The organism is Rhodococcus yunnanensis NBRC 103083, assembly GCF_001895005.1.
Classification (GTDB): domain Bacteria; phylum Actinomycetota; class Actinomycetes; order Mycobacteriales; family Mycobacteriaceae; genus Rhodococcoides; species Rhodococcoides yunnanense.
Window position 1 is genome coordinate 361,732 of sequence record NZ_BCXH01000003.1, and the last position, 15,988, is coordinate 377,719.

The window sequence follows — 15,988 nt, forward strand, 5'->3', positions numbered from 1 at the left end:
AGATGAACAGACGTCGGTCTTCGGGCTCGGCACTGCGCGAAGTCTACTCGGCGCACGGGCGGAGGCTGCGGAACGACGCGGGGGTCAGGCGCGGTGCCGCGGGTGGTCACGGGCGGGGCGGCGGGTGGTCACGGGCGGGGCGGCGGGTGGTCACGGGCGGGCGCCGGCGGGGTTTCCTACCTGCCGGGTTGACAACCTCTGCGTCTGTTTGTCATTCTCTGTGTCAGGTCATGAGTACCAGCATCAAGCCCCGGCTTGCTGGTCGGCAACCCTCCTCCGCGGTGGGGTGCTCCGGGTGACGACCAGGCCGACGCCGGAAAACCGGTGCGGCAAGCGCGGACTCGACTTGCTGTGAAATTACTTCACGTTATCGATGTCCCTTGATCGACAAGGGTGAATTGTCATGACTGCTGTCCTCGAAAACTCCTGTGCGCCTTTTGCTGCTGTCAGTGGAGCCGATCTGCAGGTGCCGCTCGTCGACGGCACCACGTGCACGTACGCCAACTTCGATTACGCGGCGAGCGCGCCTGCACTGGACGCGGTGACCGACCGGATCGCCGAGTTGTTGCCGTACTACTCGAGTGTTCACCGCGGCGCCGGCTATGCCTCGCGGGTGAGTACCGCAGCGTACGAGAAGGCCCGCGTCACGGTAGCGAATTTCGTTGGCGCGCAATCCGACTCCGTCGTCGTGTTCACCAGGAACACCACCGACTCGTTGAATTTGCTCGCCGGATGTGTTCCAGGGGAGACGGTGGTGCTCGATATCGAGCATCACGCGAATCTGTTGCCGTGGAACGGTCGTCGAGTAGTGGTTGCCGCGGATTCGGTGGCCGAGACCGTTCGGCGTATCGAGGCGGAACTGGCGAGCAAGCCCGCCGCGCTTCTGGCCGTGACGGGTGCGTCCAACGTCACCGGTGAGGTGCTGCCCATCGAAGATCTCGCGGATCTGGCGCATCGATACGGTGCACGCATTCTCGTCGACGGCGCCCAGTTGGTGCCGCATCGTCGGGTGGATATCGGCGAGCTCGGCGTCGACTACCTCGCCTTCTCCGGCCACAAGCTCTACGCCCCGCACGGCGCCGGGGTGCTGATCGGGAAGCGGGATTGGCTCGACGCAGGCGAGCCGTACCTGGCCGGTGGCGGTGCCGTGCGCAGCGTGCGGATCGACCGCACCGAGTGGGCGCTCTCGCCGGCACGGCACGAGGCCGGGACCCCCAACGTGCTCGGTGTCGCCGCGCTCGCAGCGGCGTGTGACGCCGTCGCGGCCCACGAGGCGGCAGGCGCGGTCGAGCACGAGCGTCGACTCTCCGCTCGGCTGCGGCACGGGTTGCAGGCGATCACGGGTGTGGACCTTCTTCAGGTCTGGAACGACTCCCCGGACAGTGTGGGCATTGTCACATTCACGGTCGACGGATACGGGCCGGGCGAGGTTGCCGCATACCTCTCCGCAGAGCACGGAATCGGTGTGCGCGACGGTAAGTTCTGTGCTCACCCGTTGCTGGCGCGACTCGGTCATGCAGGCGGCGCCGTGCGGGCCAGCCTGGGACTCGGTAGCTCCGAAGCCGATGTGGACCGCCTCGTCGGCGCAGTCGAACTGCTTGTACAGGACGGTCCGTCGTGGTCCTACGAGGAGGACAACGGTTGGTGGAATCCGGTGCCGGACCCCCGCCCGTTCCCCGATCTGGCGGACGGCAGCGCAGGTGTGGGATCCCCGTGCGCGACCGGAGAGGTTAGCATCGACTCATGACAGCAAATGTCGTGTGGCGCAACCGCCGTTGGTGCGACAGGTACGTCGATCTCTGCCGTACCGCATCCGGTTCGTGTAAGGGTTCGGGCTGAATCAGCCCTGTCGTTCGCAGGATCAGCTCTTGCGCCCATTCGCCGATTCCTTTCTTGCACGAGAAAGACACACTTCATGTCGAACTTTTCACCGGTCCGCGTTGCAGTCGCAGGGTCCGCTGCAGTCCCAGGGTCCGCTGCAGTCCCAGGGTCCGAAGCCTGGACCGAGATCACCGCCTGGACCGAGATCACCGACGCCGAGTCGACGCAGTCGGTCGTCCGCATCCACGCGGAGGACCTCCGTGACGGGCAGCAGCAGCGGTCGCGTCTACGGGCCGAGGCCGTCGAATCGGGCACCGACGCCGACAGCGTCGCGGTGTTCCTCGACGTCGAAATCCACATCGCCGACGACGCAAGGACCGCGCGTCGCGAGTTCGCTGCCCTGGATGTACCTGCCGTCCCCGGTTCGATCCGTTACGTCGGAACGCCGTCAGGGCTGGCCGGGCTCGTCGCCGATGTGAAGGCCGCAGAGGTGGCCGACGGGGTCACTCTCATCGCTCTCGAATCGGGTCATCGCAGCCTCGACAAGGTCGCGGGTGGCGTCGTGTCGTGGTTGGAGGACCGCGGAGTCGTGTTCTCCTCGGAGGCAGTGCTGGCGGCAACCGGAACCAGGCCCACCACGCGAGTCCTCGCCTCCTGACACGCTCGGTCATGTCGCTGTGAGGTCATGTTCCTGTGAGGTCATGTTCCTGTCATGTCACGTCTACGGCCAGGCCTGCGGTGATGCGAAGGAGTTCGGCGGAGGTCGTTCTGAACCGAGCGTTCGGATGACCTGCGGCGGCCCATAGTTCCGGAAACTGGGCGAGCGCCACGTCGACGAACGTCGGTAGATTGGTCGGATGGCCTACGGGCGCGACCGAGTCGATCGGCTGTCCGGTGCAATGCGCGATCAGATCGAGCGGAGCCTCGGTCAACGTTCCGTCCAGACGCTTGCCGGTGGCGTCCAAGTTGACGTGATGCGCAGCCGAGACCAGCAGCAGCACCGGGTCGTCGTCGAGCAGAAACACCTGCGATTCGACGAGTGCACCGACTGCGACGCCGAGTGATTCGGCGACCGCGTCGGCGGATGCCGTCGGTTCGGGAGATGTCACGACGACCCCGTGGTGCCCGCGCGAGATCAGGATGTCTGCGACGTGGGCTGCGTTCGGGTGAAGAAGCCGGGGCATAACCAAAGGGTATTGCTACTGCGGCTGGTTCGCAGCCATAGACGCGCAGCCCGAGTGGCGACTCGGACTATTTCGTCAGATCACCGAACAATCGAAGCCGAGCCATGCCGCCGTCGGGGTAGATGTCCATGCGCACTTCGGAAACCGGCTCGGAGCGGTCGAGGACGAAGCGGTGCCGCGTGTCGGGTTGGAGCCGAGTGCGGGGGAGGAGTTCGACCCACTCCCCGTCGTCGAGGCGGCCGTGCAGAGATGCCGCGCCGGGGGCGTTGCCGAGGAAGCACGAGGTGTCCAGTTCGGCGAGGGCGATCGTGCCTGTACCGGCGAGCGCGACCTGCACCCAGTCGTTGGCGTCGTTGCGGCGACGCGAGGTCTCCCATCCCTCGCCCATGGACCGCGGCGGGCCGGGGAACAACAGGTTGTTGGGCGAGCTGTAGAACATGTTGGAGCATGCCGTGACGTAGGCGCCGTTCTCGAGTGCGGCGAGGTCCAGCGGCCCGGCGCCGAGGAACCGGGGATCAGGTCGTCCGCGGCCGAGAACGCGCAATCGGGCGACGCCGCCGTCGGGGTAGATCGAGAGCTTCACGTGTGTCCAGCGCTCGTCGGAGGACACCTCGAACCGATTCTCCGAGTCGCCGTTCACTGCGCTCTTGGGCACGATGGTTTCCCACTCGGCGCCGCTGTATAGCTCGGTCGCGGACGGGAAACCGTCGATCGATGTCGCCTCGATGGAGATCTCGGGCGGGTAGTTGCCGGTGAACCAGGCCGTGTCGACGATGACGGCGTCGACGACCCCTGCCGCGCCCAACCGGACGATCGCCTCGTCGTACCCCGATTCGCGGCGGCGACGCGTCTCCCAGCCGTCGTAGATCTGTCCTTTGTGGCCGAAGGTGGCGCTCTCGTAGCTCGCCTTTCCTGGCTTGACGAGATTCTCCTTCTCCGCGAACGTTTCGTCGTTCGCCCACACGACGGCGCCGCCCAGGGTTCGGACGGCGAGGTCGGGCAAGGGAAGAGGGAGAGAGGCTGTCATACCACCGAGGATACTGGGCGGTCCTCGTCCTTCGGTGCGGCCGACGGACGCGTCTTCCGCCGCGTGAAACCGAAGAGCAGAGCCACCCCGACGACCGTGTAGATCGCGAGCGCCGCGGCGGGTTGGCCGAGCCCGGTGCCGGAGAAGTAGACGATGCTCCGCACCCCTTCGGTGCCGATACCAGGGGTGATCCATCGCCCGACGGCCGCGTAGAACTCGGGAAGCACGTTCGGTCCGAATGCTCCTCCCGCACTGGGGTTTCCGAGGATGACGAACACGATGATCGCGATGGGGACCGCGGCGACGCCGATCGCTGCGCGCAGGCCGAGTGTGAATACCGATGTAGCGAGCACGACCCCGGTGCCGAGTAGCCACAGAGGGAACCAATGGCCGGCGAACGTGCCGAGCACGTGCGTGGTGATGAACGCTCCGAGCGCGCCCGACAGCACTGCATATCCGGTGAAGATTCCCAGTTGCACCGCAGCGTCGGCGACCGATTTCGGGGCGCCGACGAGCAGGCCGACTGCCGCGGCCAGCAGGTAGCCGCCGACGACCCAGCCGACGGAGAGGTAGAAGCCGGACAGCCCGCGGTTGTCGTGTGCGCCGACAGGTATGTCGTCACGGACCACGAATGTGCGGTTCTGGGCGTGCTCCACCTCGGTGAAGATCGCTTCGAGCGACGTCGAGATCGAACTGCCCGCGGCGCTCGCGGTGATCAGGGTGTCGGTCCCGGTGGGGCTGATGACGAATACGCCGAGGACGTCGCGCTCACGCAACATCGCTCGCGCATCACCGGTGTCGGATGCGGTGTGCGCGTCGAGCGGCGTTCCGTCGATCGCGTTCAGTTTGTTCGCGGTGTCGGCGTCGACTCCTGCGGGTAGCCCCTGCTCGGCGACGACGGCGATGGGGATCTCCCGCGGTGTCGGCTGATGAAATGCCGCGACGTAGCTGAGGATGAATCCGAGTTGGAGTATCAGCACTCCGAACGCGAGCCAGACCACCTTGCGCATGGGAACTCCTTCAGAAACCGATTGTGGATACCGCGGGTATTGAATACCCTAGGTATCGTGAGCGCAGAGGGTCAAGCGAAGTGGTCGGGCACACAAGAACCTGCGTCGCGGCCGGGGCGTGAGAACGTACGCGAACGGCTGCTCGACGCGGCCGCCGACGAATTCACCGAACGTGGCTTCGCCGCAGCGAAACTCCAGGACATCGCGCGCAGGGCAGGGTTCACCAAGGGCGCCGTCTACTCCAACTTCGAGTCCAAGCAGGCACTGTTCGCCGAGCTACTGTCCAAGCGATCGATGGAGCTGGCAGCACGTGTCATCGACGACGTATCGGGGTTGACGCCGGGCGACGCCGCAGGCCGAGGCGGGCACGCTATCGCGTCCTGGATCGTCGCCGAGCCGCGCTGGCCGCTTCTGGTCACCGAGTTCGGGATACAGGCAGGCCGGGACGAGAGCATCGCCGCCGGGTACCGCCGCGAACGTCGGAACCTGCGCGCCGAACTCGAGGCTCTCATCGCCGAACGTGCGACGGCCTGGGGCGTAGCGGACACCTTCGATGCGCGCCGAGTCGCGACATCGCTGCTCGCGTTGATCTCCGGACTCGCCGTCGAACATTCCGTCGATCCCGAGGTAATCGATGAGACGGTCATCGGGGATGCGGTCACCGAATTGTTCGCAGGAGCACTGTCGCGAGCCAGAATCGACACGAGCGCGGCTCACGACTAGCGATTGAGTCCTCGGTCAGCGGGTACCTGATGAACTATGACTGCTCAGAATCCCGAACCGGACGACACACCAGGGCTCGAACGCGGCGGTGGCGTCACGCCAGGGGACACGCCACCCGCCGAAACAGGTGTCGGGGGGCCCAACCACGAGCCGCCGCAACGATCACTTGCCATGCCGATCGTCTTCTTCGTACTCATCGGCATCGTCGTCGTCATCGTCGCGGCAGGATTGATCGGCCGCATCGCCGGATTGATCTAGCAGATCGACCGGTGTTTTCAGTGCAGGGATTTCAGTACAGAGCCGTTTCAGTACAGGGCCATCTCAGTACAGGGCCATTTCAATACAGAGCCATTTCAGTACAGGGGCCAACCACCCTCGGGGCCGAGAAGGCGGCCGAGCCGGAGTCGATTGATCTTTGCGAGCTCCTCGCGCATCACCTTGCGTTCGGTATCGAGACCGTTGTCCAGGCGGTGACCCAGATCGATCAGCACTGTTCGAGGGTCGGCGCTGCCGCCGTCGAGTGCGGCCGAACACACGATGTACCCGAATCCGAACCGCTCGACGTACATTCGGCACGCGTCGATGAGGACGCTCTGCGTCGCCGGATCCATTCCGGCGCACTTCTTGCCGGTCGGAGGATGTGTGGACACGAGAGCGTCGATGTCCGCGTCCGACAGTTCGCCGAGTTCGGCGTCGGCTCCGGTGAACAGATCCATATGTGAGGTGTACGACCTGCCGTCCGCCACTCTCGACGCCCACGTGACCGAACCGCAGCACTCGTACAGCGCGTGCACTGCTTTTCGACGCGGCAGGTCGTTGAACGTCTCCAACCCAAGACCCTGATGCATCATCATGGATCGATGATGATCCGTCCACGTATCTGATTTCCAGCGCTGAGCAGGGTGTTAGCGCAGGTGTAACGCGGCGTAACACAGTGCCCGTCGGCCCCATTAGGCTCAGCATCATGACGGTACGCAACTGGAATGCATTCTCGGTCGAGATCTCCGACCATGTGGCGGAGGTGACGCTGCTCGGACCAGGCAAGGGCAACGCCATGGGACCCGACTTCTGGAGTGAATGTCCTCAGTTGTTCGGGCAGCTCGACGCGGACCCGGACGTCCGTGCCGTCGTCCTGTCCGGGTCGGGCAAGCACTTCACGTTCGGCCTCGACCTCGCGGCCATGGGCGGAGAATTCGCACCGTTGCTGGCGGACAAGGCCCTCGCCGCGCCGCGAACCACGTTCCACGACACGATCAAGCGGATGCAACTGGCGAGCAACGCCGTGGCCGACTGTCGCAAACCCGTCGTCGCGGCCGTGCACGGGTGGTGCATCGGCGGTGGACTCGACTTGATCAGCGCTGCGGACATCCGCTACGCCAGCGCCGACGCCAAGTTCAGTGTCCGCGAAGTGAAGGTGGCCATCGTCGCGGACATGGGCTCGCTCGCGCGACTGCCCGCGATCATCGGCGACGGCCATCTGCGTGAACTCGCGCTGACGGGCAAGGACATCGACGCCGCACGCGCGGAGAAGATCGGCCTCGTCAACGATGTGTTCGACACCCAGGAGGCGCTCCTCGCGGGTGCTCGCGCCACGGCAGCCGACATCGCTGCCAATCCGCCGCTGGTGGTGCAGGGTGTCAAGGCCGTGCTCGATCACTCCCGGTCGGCGGCCGTCGACGACAGTCTCCGCTATGTCGCTGCCTGGAATGCTGCGTTTCTCGCGTCGAACGATCTGACCGAGGCCATCACCGCAGTGTTCGAGAAGCGTCCCGCGAAATACACCGGGAGCTGACGCGTCGTGGAGTTCGCCGATGAAATCGGATCCCACCTGGTTCGGATGCAGCGGATCCGTGAACGAAATCTGGCTCAGCTCTCGGCCGAGTCCGGTGGTGTCGACGGTGCGGCGTTCGTGTGCCTGTTCCGTCTACTGCGAGACGGCCCGATGCGGTCGAGCGAGCTTGCCGCCATGGTGAATTCGGATCCGTCGACGGTCAGCCGTCAGGTCGCGCAGCTCGTCGAGCGCGGGCACGTCGAGAGGCTGCGGGATCTCAGTGACGGACGTGCATATGTGCTGGCGGTGACCGAGTTGGGGCGCGAGGTCGCGCAGCGAATTCTGGACCAACGCAACGCGAGCCTCGCCCGCGTACTCGAGGACTGGTCGCACGAGGATCGCGCGCAGCTGGTCGAACTGCTCGACCGATTTCTGACCGATTACGAACGGGTCAAGCCGGACCTGCATTCCGGGCGCAACGGCCGAGTGTGACGCCGGTCCGATCGGATCCGTGAGCGCGGCCTGCACGGTGCGCACACGGATCCGGGGCGTGGTCAGCGCAGTGCGCTCTTCGGGTCGTTCCACAGCTGATCGGTGAAATCCTCCAACGCGACGAGTACCAGGTCGTCCTCGGCTCGTCGGAGAATCGACTTACTCGCACGCACCTGCACGACGTCCCCGGTCTTGTCGGTCATGCGCCACAGCGAATCGGCACGCGTGGCGACCGTCGTCAGGAACATCTCGGCAACGTTGACACCCTGAGGCGCCTGATCGGGAAAGATATCGTGCAGGTGGAAGTCCGAGCGCTCGGAGCGGTCCGTTCCGAACAGTTCGTCGAAGGCCTCGTTGGCGAAGACGATGGTGCCGCTCGGATCGACAGCAAGGATCGGTACCGGAATGCGGTCGAGAACAACCGTGACCGGCAGGTCCGGAAACTGTGCCGGATCGGAAATTGGCCGCGATTCGGCGTTGCGTCGTTCCCCGCCTCCGCCGACCGAAGTGTCGCCCGCGTTGCTGTCGGTCATATCTCTCCCCATCACGTGCTTCGATTGAAGGCTTCGAACTGATCAGTGTTCCGGATTGTCCGCCAAACGCTTGAACGATGCAGCGATTTCGGCTTCGGCCTCGGCGCGCCCGACCCAGTCTGCGGCCGTGACATGCTTGTTCGGCTCGAGATCCTTGTAGTGAACGAAGAAGTGCTTGATGGCGTCCAATTCGAAAGTGGACACGTCGGACAGGTCCTGGATGTGATCCCAGCGCTGGTCTCCCGCGGGAACGCACAGCACCTTGTCGTCGCCGCCTGCTTCGTCGACCATCTTGAACATCGCTACCGGACGGGCTTCGACGATGACACCGGGGAACACCGACTCGGGCAGCAGCACGAACGCGTCGAGCGGATCGCCGTCCTCGCCGAGCGTGCCTTCGATGAAGCCGTAGTCGGCCGGGTAACCCATCGCGGTGTACAGGTAACGGTCGAGGCGTACACGGCCACTGACGTGGTCGACCTCGTACTTGTTGCGCTGCCCCTTGGGGATCTCGATGGTGACGTCGAACGGCACGTGCTGCCCTCGCTCTTCTCTTCGTCTCTTGCGTCTCGTGCGACGCATGATGCTTCGCGGCGCAAGCGTACCGGACCCATGGATACTGTTGGATGAACTGCCGCCACGGCAGCTCAGCGAACCATGGAGGAATGTTGGCGGGCCTGACCAAGCGAAATCTGGGTCCGACCGCTGGACGGCGGCGACGGAGAACTCGCATCCTTCTCGTCGTCGTGGCAGTCGTGGCAGTCGTCGCGGGCGGTACCGCGGTAGCGGCCATCGTTCCCGACGCCTCGGATTCTCACTCCGATCGTGCGACGTCACCCGAACCGGACCCGGTTCTGCCCGTCCCCGACATCGTTCCACTTCCCGACACGGCGCCCGTCCCGGTTCCGGCCGCACTGGCGGCAGCACTGGCACCCGTGACCGGCTCCGACGCACTCGGAGCGTTCACCGGTGTCGTCGCGGACGCGGTGAGCGGCGAGGTCCTGTGGTCGTCGAACCCGGACAACCCCATGACACCTGCGTCGACGACCAAGGTTCTGACCGCCGCCGCCGCGATGCTGGCGCTTCCGCCGGAGCACCGTGTCACCACGAAGGTCGTCAAGGGCCGCGCCGACGGCGAGATCGTCCTGGTGGCGGGCGGCGATCCGACGCTGACCGCTCAGCCCGTCGGCAGCCCCGGCTTCTACCCCGGCGCGGCGCGGATCGACGACCTGGTGGAGCAGATCTCACGGTCCGGAACGCCGGTGACGCGAATCGTCGTCGACACCTCGATCTACAGCGGGCCGACGATGGCTCAGGGCTGGTTCGCCCCCGACGTCGCCGCGGGATACATCACACCGATCGAACCGATCATGATCGACGGCGGGCGATCCGTTCCGCTCGAGGACGAGTCGCCGCGCAGTGCGGAGCCTGCCCTCGATGCAGGACGTGCATTGGCACGTGGACTCGGCGTGGACGAGGCTGCCGTGACGATCGGCACCGCCGCGTCCGGCACCGATCAAGTCGCAGCCGTGCAATCGGCGCCGCTGCGAGATCGGCTCGGGCAGATGATGGGTCGATCCGACAACGTTCTCGCCGAGGCAGTCGGGCGCGAGATCGCCATCGAGACCAACGCGGAGGCGTCGTTCACCGGTGCCGTCGATTCCATCGGGCAAGCGTTGTTCGCAGCCGGATTCGATCTGGCAGGCATGCAGCTCCACGACGCGAGCGGCCTGTCCGTCGACGGACTGATCCCCGCCCGACTCCTGGATCAGATCCTGACCTCGGCAGCAGGTTCGGGTCGACCCGAGTTGCGCCCGATGCTCGACTACCTGCCGATCGCAGGCGCGACGGGCACGTTGTCCGATCGATATGCGAGCGCCGATCGTGTGGGTGCAGGCTGGATCAGAGCGAAAACTGGCACACTGTCCACAGCGAGTGCGCTCGCCGGATACGTCGTCGACGTCGACGGCAGAACGTTGACGTTCGCATTGATGTCCAATGACCGCCCGCCGGAGATCAGCAGGCCGGCACTCGACGCCATTGCGTCGACCCTGAGATTGTGTGGTTGTCGATGAGATTGTGTGGTTGTCGATGAGACTGTGTGGTTGTCGATGAGTCGGGGCAGTTCCGAATCGAATACGGACACCGATGATTCCTCGGGGTTCGGATCCTCGGTGGACTGGGCGTTGGCCGCCAAGACCGGAGCGAAGCTCGCACCGAAGGCGCCGTCGACGTCTCGCTACACCGCCGATGCCGTCGTGGCCGAACTCGCCGAGGCATCGGTCCGAGCCGAGGGCCCCGTCCGCGACACCACCTTGCTTGCCGACGGGTTGCCGGTCCCGCAGGCGCGTGTCGTCGACCGCGCCGGCTGGATCGACGCGGCTGCGGCGTCGATGAAGCATCTGACCGGTGATTCCGAGACAGAGCCGTCCGGGCTGCTCGCAGGAAAGCCGGCAGGACTCCAGGCAGGGGCGATGCTGGCATTTCTGTCCAGCGCAATTCTCGGACAGTACGATCCGTTCACCGGCGAGCACGGCACCCTCCTGCTGGTAGCGCCCAACGTGATCGCCGTCGAACGTGCATTGCGCGTATCTCCGAGCGATTTCCGGCTGTGGGTGTGCCTGCACGAGGTCACCCACCGGGTTCAGTTCTCGTCCGCGCCGTGGCTGGGGGAGTACATGCGCAGCTCCGTGGCGGTGTTGTCGGACGGGGTGGACGAGCCGATGAGCGAGTTCGCGAACCGGTTGACGTCGGCGTTGAAGAATCGGAAGCAATCGGACAAGGCCGAGGACGCAGGTGTCGTCGGCCTGCTGCGCGCCACCCAGCCACCCGAACAGCGAGACGCGATCGATCGCCTGTTGGTGCTGGGAACTCTTCTCGAAGGCCACGCGGACCACGTCATGGACGCGGTGGGCCCTGCCGTCGTTCCGTCGGTGGTGCAGATTCGCAGCGCCTTCGACAATCGCCGGAGACGCAAGGCCAATCCGCTGCAGCGACTCGTCCGCGCGCTCCTCGGTATGGACGCGAAGATGGCCCAGTACGTGCGCGGCAAGGCGTTCGTCGACCACGTCGTCGCCAAGGTCGGAATGGCGCAGTTCAACGCCGTCTGGACCGACGCCGACACGCTGCCGCTGCTCGACGAGATCGAAGACCCGGACCGGTGGATCGCACGCGTTCTGGGATGACGGCAGGGGAGTTGCCCGAGGGCAGGGCGATCCTCGAGGTCAGGCAGGCGGTCAGATCCTGGCGTGCCCACCGCGTCGACAGGTCCGGGCCTCTGGCTGTCGCGCTGTCCGGCGGCGCCGACTCACTGGCCCTCACCGCCGCGACGGTCGCCGAAGCACCCTCGGTGCGAGCGCTCGTCGTCGACCACGGCTTGCAGAGTGGGTCGAGCGACGTCGCGGCCGGCGCAGCGGAGACCGCGCTGGCGCTCGGCTGCGTCGAGGCGACGGTGTTGCGTGTGACGGTCGGCCGTGAGGGCGGCATGGAGGCCGCGGCACGACGCGCCAGGTACCGCGCCCTCGACGACGCGCGAGGCGGTGCGACGGTGCTCATCGGCCACACGCTCGACGACCAGGCCGAGACGGTCCTGCTCGGGCTTGCGCGTGGGTCGGGCCCCCGCTCGATCGCGGGTATGGCGGCGGAGGATCCACCGTGGGGTCGGCCGCTACTCGGCACCGCACGCGCAGTGACGAGGGCGGCATGTGCCGAGTTGGGGCTCACACCGTTCGAGGATCCGCACAACAGCAACAGCGACTTCACCAGGGTTCGGCTTCGCCGAGAGGTGCTGCCGCTGCTCGAGGACGTACTCGGTGGGGGAGTCGCGTCGGCGTTGGCGCGCACTGCCGCGCAGCTGAAGGAAGACGGCGCGGTGCTCGACGACCTCGCCGGCGCCCTCGTCGCGAAGGCGACGATCGGCAGCGAGCTGGACGTGACGACACTCACGGCGGCGCCAGTCGCCCTGCGTCGTCGAGCGCTCCGGTCGTGGTTGCACGGTGTGGGTGCGAAAGCGTTGTCGGACAATCAGTTACGGACGATGGACGCGCTGGTCGTCGACTGGAGAGGGCAGGGCGGAGTCGCAGTGGGCGGCGGGGCGCCCGGTGCGAGGTTGGTGGTCGAGCGTCGGCATGGCAGGCTGAGAGCCGAGCTCGAATGGAGTCTGCCTCGATGATCCTGGTCGGTGAAGCGAGCTGTGAACAACGAGAACCTATGAAGGGACGCGCCGTGTACGAGGGCGATATCGAGTCGATTCTCATCTCCGAGGAGCAGATCAGGGCGCGTACCACCGAGCTGGCGGAGGAAATCGCGAAGCGTTATCCGGTCGGCGCCCCCGAAGGTGACCTTCTGCTCGTCGGTGTCCTCAAGGGCGCCATCATGTTCATGACCGACTTCGCCCGTGCACTGCCGATCCCGGCGCAGCTCGAATTCATGGCTGTCAGTTCCTACGGGTCGTCGACGTCGTCCTCGGGCGTCGTTCGAATTCTCAAGGATCTCGACCGCGACATCAACGGCAGGCACGTACTGATCGTCGAGGACATCATCGATTCCGGCCTGACGCTGTCGTGGCTGAAGCGAAATCTCGCGACGCGCAACCCTGCGTCGCTGTCGGTGGTGACGCTGCTGCGTAAGCCGGACGCGATCAAGGTCGACGTCGAGGTCGCGAATGTCGGCTTCGACATTCCCAACGAATTCGTGGTCGGATACGGACTCGACTACAACGAGCGGTACCGCGACCTGCCGTACATCGGCACACTCGACCCGAAGGTGTACGGCGGCTGAGACCGCACGCTCAGGACGGCGTCGACACCACGCGTAGCAGCGCTTGAAGGTCTCCTTCGAGCAATCGAAAGATGTAGTACGACGCCACGAAGGCGAAGATTCCTCCGACACACACGACGCGTACGACGTCGATGATGTCCGGAATGTTCACGGCCGGAACGAAAGTGAGTCCGGCGACGCCCACGAGCGGGATCGACGCAGCGATGGTCAGATACACGACACTCCGGCGGTAGAGGGCGAGAAGACGCCGCCGGTCTCCGTCGTCGGCCCGTCCGTAGGGCAAGAACGACGGATAGATGCTCCGAATCGTGAACAGGGACACGAGAAAGAACGGATACGCGGTCGCCATCGCCCCGCACACGACGAGGGACGCGATGAAGTGCACGTACGCCTGCGCGGGCACCGACCCGGCTGCGATCTGCAGGGATACCGGAAAAGCCACCCCGGCGGCGATCCACAGGCCGAGGCACACCGCGACGGCGCGGTCGGCGACGAGCAAGGTGTCCGCCCGTGTGTGAGCCAGCTGTTTCTCCGGCACCTCACGCCCTGCTCGCAATGCCCGTGGCACCGTGAGCACACGACGGCAGAAGTAGACGATCAGTATCAGCCCGATCGGCCAGACCAGGCCGTTGATGATCGTGCTGACCGTTTCGAACCGCTCCTGAGCCACCGGTAACAGGTCGCTGATGATCAAGGCCTTGTTGTGCTTGTAGTTGTAGACGGCGGCGATCAGGTTGGGGATGCCGATCGCGGCCGCGGCGACCGGAACGGTGTACGGGCGCAGTCGCAGCCGCGGGCTCGTCGGCGGCGGGTCGACGAGATCGCGGGCACGTGCGTCGAGGCAGAGATCGAACTGCTGCGCCAGCTCCTGACCGGTGGACCATCGGTCCTCCGGGCTCGCAGCCAGGCACTTCAGCAGCACACGCCGAAGGGTCGCCGGGCAGTCGGCGGGTAGCGCCGCGAGTGCATCCTCGCCGACGCCTGCTCGACGTGCGCCGAGAAGTCCGTCGATCGTGGTGCGATCGCCTGCCTCGGCGCCGACGTCGGTGTCCTCGAACGGCTTGCTGCCGGTGAGCAGTTCCCACAGCAGTACTCCGAGCGAGTACAGATCACTTCTGGTGTCCAGATCCTCTGCGCGTCCCGGCTTTCCCGGATGGCACGCCTCCAGTTGTTCCGGTGACATGTAGGACAGCGAACCGCCGAAGTACGCGACGGGACTGTCGCCTTTGACGTGGTCGCTGAAGCTGATGTTGAAATCCGCCAGTTTCGGCACACCCTCGGCCGTCAGCAGAACGTTCGCAGGTTTGATGTCCCGGTGCAGTACCCCTCGTTCGCCTGCGTAGTGCAACGCCTCCGCCAGACGACGACCGAGCCACGCAACGGTCTCCGGCCAACTCAGAGTGCAAAGATGTTGTCGGACAGTGGAATCGGTCGGCCGCAGCCCGCCCTTGTCCTCGAGTGACGCGTCGACGGCGTCGAGCAGACTCCGCCCGCTTCGCTCGGCGGCGGGAATCTGCTTCGATCGAGCGAGCACACCGAGCAGCGTCCCGCCCGGCAGATACTGCATGTACAGCAGGCGTAGTCCCTGTGCGGGCAGGACTCGTTGGTCGAACACTCGAACGATGTAGTCGTGATCGAGTTGCGCCAGCGTCTGCGGTTCACTACCGCGATTCTCGGAGATCTTCACCGCGACGATGCGCTGCATGGACCTCTGCCTGGCCAGGAACACCCGCGCGAACGCACCACGCCCGAGCCCCATCAGCAGGTCGAAATCGTCCAACCGATCACCGACGTCGAGATCCTCCAACTCGTCTCTCGACCCCGGCTTCGTCCACTCGAGGTCGGCGGAGGCCGTCCCCGTCCCATCGGCCGCGAAGGTTGCGGTCGATTCGAGCGGTGCCGGGCTCGCCCGCGTCGAATCGACGCCGGGGGCTGCGTCGTGAAATTCGGTCTTCTCGTCGGCAGTGGTGTTGAGCAGATCGGCCAGTTCGTTCGCCTGGGCCGGATACTCCGCAACGTAGTCCTGCGGCGACACCGAGTCGCCGCTCTGTCTACGGATACAGAATTCCTCGTAGATCAGCCCGACGGGAAGCGTCGAACGATCGAGGTCGTCGAATTCGGCGCAGTACTCGCGCAGCCGCTTGGGCAAACCGGAGTGCAGCCAGCGTTCCTGCAGATCGACGGAGATCAACTGCACCAGCCAGCGGCGCCGGGTCGCGTCCGAATCGGGCAGATAGGACGCCAGCTCTGGAGGGTCGACGGGCTCCGAGGACCGAGCCGTACGCCACGCCTCGCGCAGCGGTGTCCCGACGTCGGAGATCGAGTCGACGAGGGCAGCATGCACCGTCGACGGACCGTCCGGAACGGCTGGGACGCGGCCGACATTGGCGGTGACTCTGCCCGAGCCTGGCTGCACGCTGACCACGATAACCCCGCACACGGTTCGCCGTGCAGCTAAATCAGCCATCGCACACCGCTCGCGGATGCCGCCGAATTTGACACAATGTGGCGGAGGTCATGTGCATCGAACGCAGGTGAAGCACTATGGCAGTGCATAGAAGCAGCAGAGCTGGGTGCAGGGAACCAGCAGGGCTGGGTGCAGGGAACCAGCGGGGCAGGGGGGACGTTGAAGTCGGTGAAGCACGATG

General features: G+C 65.6%; 17 protein-coding genes and 1 riboswitch. Of the genes, 10 read left to right on the top strand and 7 right to left on the bottom strand.

The window, feature by feature from the left end:
• Positions 1 to 226: 226 nt before the first annotated feature.
• Positions 227 to 342, top strand: a riboswitch (SAM riboswitch).
• 61 nt (positions 343 to 403) lie between these two features.
• Entirely contained in the window at positions 404 to 1,747 is a 1,344-nt protein-coding gene (locus RY1_RS08080) for an aminotransferase class V-fold PLP-dependent enzyme (RefSeq protein WP_072803001.1), read from the top strand.
• Between the two features lie 168 nt (positions 1,748 to 1,915).
• Entirely contained in the window at positions 1,916 to 2,479 is a 564-nt protein-coding gene (locus tag RY1_RS08085; RefSeq protein WP_072803002.1) for a hypothetical protein, read from the top strand.
• 52 nt (positions 2,480 to 2,531) lie between these two features.
• On the opposite strand, the gene RY1_RS08090 is transcribed toward RY1_RS08085, so the two are convergent.
• The 3 genes from RY1_RS08090 to RY1_RS08100 all read right to left on the bottom strand — a co-directional run bounded on the left by RY1_RS08090 (position 2,532) and on the right by RY1_RS08100 (position 5,042).
• The gene (locus RY1_RS08090; RefSeq protein ID WP_072803003.1) at positions 2,532 to 3,005 is read right to left on the bottom strand and encodes a YbaK/EbsC family protein; all 474 of its coding nucleotides are present in this window, start codon (positions 3,003 to 3,005) and stop codon (positions 2,532 to 2,534) included.
• Positions 3,006 to 3,072: 67 nt separating this feature from the next.
• Positions 3,073 to 4,032 carry an allantoicase gene (gene alc, locus RY1_RS08095; RefSeq protein WP_072803004.1) on the bottom strand — a complete coding sequence of 320 codons (960 nt, stop codon included), beginning with the start codon at positions 4,030 to 4,032 and terminating at the stop codon, positions 3,073 to 3,075.
• The gene (locus RY1_RS08100; protein WP_072803005.1) at positions 4,029 to 5,042 is read right to left on the bottom strand and encodes a YhgE/Pip domain-containing protein; all 1,014 of its coding nucleotides are present in this window, start codon (positions 5,040 to 5,042) and stop codon (positions 4,029 to 4,031) included. The genes alc and RY1_RS08100 overlap by 4 nt, the downstream gene beginning before the upstream one ends.
• 57 nt (positions 5,043 to 5,099) lie before the next feature.
• On the opposite strand from RY1_RS08100, the gene RY1_RS08105 reads away from it, so the two are divergent.
• The gene (locus tag RY1_RS08105) at positions 5,100 to 5,765 is read left to right on the top strand and encodes a TetR/AcrR family transcriptional regulator (protein ID WP_371829454.1); all 666 of its coding nucleotides are present in this window, start codon (positions 5,100 to 5,102) and stop codon (positions 5,763 to 5,765) included.
• A 36-nt stretch (positions 5,766 to 5,801) separates the two neighbouring features.
• Positions 5,802 to 6,023, top strand: coding sequence for a DUF6480 family protein (locus RY1_RS08110; RefSeq protein WP_072803006.1), 222 nt, complete (start codon positions 5,802 to 5,804; stop codon positions 6,021 to 6,023).
• Positions 6,024 to 6,118: 95 nt separating this feature from the next.
• On the opposite strand, the gene RY1_RS08115 is transcribed toward RY1_RS08110, so the two are convergent.
• A complete protein-coding gene (locus RY1_RS08115) occupies positions 6,119 to 6,619 on the bottom strand; it encodes a 2-oxo-4-hydroxy-4-carboxy-5-ureidoimidazoline decarboxylase (RefSeq protein WP_072803007.1) in 501 nt (166 codons plus the stop codon).
• Positions 6,620 to 6,729: 110 nt separating this feature from the next.
• Between RY1_RS08115 and RY1_RS08120 the strand changes: the two genes are divergently transcribed.
• Both RY1_RS08120 and RY1_RS08125 read left to right on the top strand, forming a co-directional pair.
• Positions 6,730 to 7,557, top strand: a complete 828-nt coding sequence (locus RY1_RS08120) for a crotonase/enoyl-CoA hydratase family protein (protein WP_072803008.1) — start codon at positions 6,730 to 6,732, stop codon at positions 7,555 to 7,557.
• 6 nt (positions 7,558 to 7,563) lie between these two features.
• Positions 7,564 to 8,028 carry a MarR family winged helix-turn-helix transcriptional regulator gene (locus RY1_RS08125; protein ID WP_072803009.1) on the top strand — a complete coding sequence of 155 codons (465 nt, stop codon included), beginning with the start codon at positions 7,564 to 7,566 and terminating at the stop codon, positions 8,026 to 8,028.
• 62 nt (positions 8,029 to 8,090) lie between these two features.
• Here RY1_RS08125 and RY1_RS08130 read toward each other — a convergent pair whose 3' ends face one another.
• Positions 8,091 to 8,561 (bottom strand): PAS domain-containing protein, encoded by a 471-nt coding sequence (locus tag RY1_RS08130; RefSeq protein WP_072803010.1) that lies wholly within the window; start codon positions 8,559 to 8,561, stop codon positions 8,091 to 8,093.
• Positions 8,562 to 8,603: 42 nt separating this feature from the next.
• Positions 8,604 to 9,143, bottom strand: a complete 540-nt coding sequence (locus RY1_RS08135) for an inorganic diphosphatase (protein WP_371829455.1) — start codon at positions 9,141 to 9,143, stop codon at positions 8,604 to 8,606.
• Positions 9,144 to 9,226: 83 nt separating this feature from the next.
• Between RY1_RS08135 and dacB the strand changes: the two genes are divergently transcribed.
• Genes dacB through hpt form a run of 4 tightly spaced genes read left to right on the top strand, consistent with a single transcriptional unit; the run spans position 9,227 to position 13,340 of the window.
• Entirely contained in the window at positions 9,227 to 10,636 is a 1,410-nt protein-coding gene (gene dacB / locus RY1_RS08140) for a D-alanyl-D-alanine carboxypeptidase/D-alanyl-D-alanine endopeptidase (protein WP_072803012.1), read from the top strand.
• A 36-nt stretch (positions 10,637 to 10,672) separates the two neighbouring features.
• On the top strand, positions 10,673 to 11,746 hold the full coding sequence (locus tag RY1_RS08145) for an Rv3626c family coenzyme F420 biosynthesis-associated protein (protein ID WP_174565350.1): 1,074 nt from the start codon (positions 10,673 to 10,675) through the stop codon (positions 11,744 to 11,746).
• Positions 11,743 to 12,732, top strand: coding sequence for a tRNA lysidine(34) synthetase TilS (tilS, locus tag RY1_RS08150; RefSeq protein WP_072803013.1), 990 nt, complete (start codon positions 11,743 to 11,745; stop codon positions 12,730 to 12,732). Before RY1_RS08145 ends, tilS begins: the two co-directional genes overlap by 4 nt.
• A 53-nt stretch (positions 12,733 to 12,785) precedes the next feature.
• Positions 12,786 to 13,340 (top strand): hypoxanthine phosphoribosyltransferase, encoded by a 555-nt coding sequence (hpt, locus tag RY1_RS08155; RefSeq protein WP_072803087.1) that lies wholly within the window; start codon positions 12,786 to 12,788, stop codon positions 13,338 to 13,340.
• A gap of 10 nt (positions 13,341 to 13,350) precedes the next feature.
• On the opposite strand, the gene RY1_RS08160 is transcribed toward hpt, so the two are convergent.
• Complete coding sequence (locus RY1_RS08160) at positions 13,351 to 15,756, bottom strand: serine/threonine-protein kinase (protein WP_245819537.1); 2,406 nt, start codon at positions 15,754 to 15,756, stop codon at positions 13,351 to 13,353.
• Between the last annotated feature and the right edge of the window lie 232 nt (positions 15,757 to 15,988).

Bases quoted from the DNA above. Each gene is read 5' to 3' on its own strand.
- RY1_RS08080 (WP_072803001.1), top strand. From the start codon at position 404: ATGACTGCTGTCCTCGAAAACTCCTGTGCGCCTTTTGCTGCTGTCAGT.
- RY1_RS08085 (WP_072803002.1), top strand. From the start codon at position 1,916: ATGTCGAACTTTTCACCGGTCCGCGTTGCAGTCGCAGGGTCCGCTGCA.
- RY1_RS08090 (WP_072803003.1), bottom strand. From the start codon at position 3,005: ATGCCCCGGCTTCTTCACCCGAACGCAGCCCACGTCGCAGACATCCTG.
- alc (WP_072803004.1), bottom strand. From the start codon at position 4,032: ATGACAGCCTCTCTCCCTCTTCCCTTGCCCGACCTCGCCGTCCGAACC.
- RY1_RS08100 (WP_072803005.1), bottom strand. From the start codon at position 5,042: ATGCGCAAGGTGGTCTGGCTCGCGTTCGGAGTGCTGATACTCCAACTC.
- RY1_RS08110 (WP_072803006.1), top strand. From the start codon at position 5,802: ATGACTGCTCAGAATCCCGAACCGGACGACACACCAGGGCTCGAACGC.
- RY1_RS08115 (WP_072803007.1), bottom strand. From the start codon at position 6,619: ATGATGATGCATCAGGGTCTTGGGTTGGAGACGTTCAACGACCTGCCG.
- RY1_RS08120 (WP_072803008.1), top strand. From the start codon at position 6,730: ATGACGGTACGCAACTGGAATGCATTCTCGGTCGAGATCTCCGACCAT.
- RY1_RS08130 (WP_072803010.1), bottom strand. From the start codon at position 8,561: ATGACCGACAGCAACGCGGGCGACACTTCGGTCGGCGGAGGCGGGGAA.
- RY1_RS08135 (WP_371829455.1), bottom strand. From the start codon at position 9,143: ATGCGTCGCACGAGACGCAAGAGACGAAGAGAAGAGCGAGGGCAGCAC.
- dacB (WP_072803012.1), top strand. From the start codon at position 9,227: ATGTTGGCGGGCCTGACCAAGCGAAATCTGGGTCCGACCGCTGGACGG.
- RY1_RS08145 (WP_174565350.1), top strand. From the start codon at position 10,673: ATGAGTCGGGGCAGTTCCGAATCGAATACGGACACCGATGATTCCTCG.
- tilS (WP_072803013.1), top strand. From the start codon at position 11,743: ATGACGGCAGGGGAGTTGCCCGAGGGCAGGGCGATCCTCGAGGTCAGG.